This is a genomic window from Bifidobacterium sp. UTBIF-78, assembly GCF_006408945.1.
Lineage (GTDB): Bacteria > Actinomycetota > Actinomycetes > Actinomycetales > Bifidobacteriaceae > Bifidobacterium > Bifidobacterium myosotis.
Genome location: NZ_JFAO01000081.1, coordinates 1 through 1,457 on the forward strand (window position 1 = coordinate 1; position 1,457 = coordinate 1,457).

At 66.0% G+C, this 1,457-nt stretch carries 1 protein-coding gene; it reads left to right on the top strand.

The window, feature by feature from the left end; all coding sequences use genetic code 11:
- The first annotated feature begins 139 nt into the window (after nucleotides 1-139).
- Entirely contained in the window at nucleotides 140-1,408 is a 1,269-nt protein-coding gene (locus BG22_RS10740) for an ISL3 family transposase (protein ID WP_140495459.1), read from the top strand.
- The last annotated feature ends 49 nt before the right edge of the window (nucleotides 1,409-1,457 follow it).

Below are 1,457 nucleotides of genomic sequence, written 5' to 3' on the forward strand. Positions count from 1 at the left end.
GAGCCTTCGCCAGTTTGTGTGGTGGGGTGTTGTGCCTCGGCGTCTTTGCCGGGGCTTTTTCGTGTGTGGGGTATGAGAGGGGCGTTCTCCTGTATGGTTTGTTTCCGCCAAGAAAGTAAACCGGAACAAGGGAACGCCTGTGCCAACCATATCAGCCGGCGCGCTCAAGCGCATGCTGCACCTGCCCGCCAACGTCGTGGTCTCCACGCCCCGTGTCGAGGACGACCCGCATGGCGGGACCGTCGTCATCGTGCCGGTGCGCCCGTACGCGCATGATATGGACCGGTGCGCGAGGTGCGGCGGGCATGGCCGGCCGTACGACCGGTTGGGCGTGCGGCGTTGGCGCCACCTCGACCTCGGGTGCGCGCGCATGTTGTTGGAGTACGCGCCGCCGCGCGTCATGTGCCGCGAGCACGGGGTGACGGTCGCGATGGCGCCGTGGGCGCGCAGGAAGAGCGCGTACACGCGCGACTTCGAGCAGCAGGTCGCGTGGCTGAGCGTGCACGCGCCCAGAAGCGCCGTGTCGGCGCTGATGCGCATCGACTGGAAGAGCGTGGGCCCCGTGTGCAAGAGGGTCGCCGACGACCTGCGGGCCGAACAGGGGGCGGGCCTGTTCGACGGTCTGCGTTCCATCGGCGTGGACGAGACCAGCTACCGCAAGGGCCACAGGTACATGACCGTGGTCGTCGACCACGACCGCGGGCGCGTGGTCTGGATGCACGAGGGGCATGGCGAGAAGGTCTTCGACCTGTTCTTCCGGACGCTCACCGAGGCGCAGCGCGCCTCCATCCGGGTGATCACCGGCGACGGGGCCCGGTGGATCGACGAGTGCGCGTTCCGCTGGTGCCCGCAGGCCGAACGCATCCTCGACGGGTTCCACATCGTCTCCTGGGCGACCGACGCGCTCGACAAGGTCCGCACCGCCGCATGGCGCGAGGCCCGGAAGCAAGGCGTCGCCAAAAAGGGCGCGAAGGATCCGGTCAAGGGCGCCAGATGGGCCCTGCTGAAGAACGAGAACGACCTGACCGCCGGGCAGAAGGCCCAATTGGAATGCGTCGCCAACACCAACGAGACCCTCTGGGAGGCGTACAAGCTCAAGGAACGCCTCAGGATGATCCTCAAGCAGACGACGGACGAGGCCGCGCCCCTGCTGCGCCAATGGGCCGCGGACGCGTTCCTGTCCGGCATCCCGGGATTCGTCCCTCTCGGAGAGAAGATCGCCAGACGCCACTTCGACATCCTCGCAACCATCCGTTCCGGACTGTCCAACGCCAGACTCGAGGCCATCAACAACAAGATCAAGACCACCATCAAGATCGGCTACGGCTACCGCAACCTCGACAACCTCATCAGCCTCGTCATGCTCAAATGCGGAGGACTCGACCTACAACTCCCCGGACGCCAATAGCCAGCAGGCCGGACCAATGATCCACACCCACACAAACACCCGAAGAGCC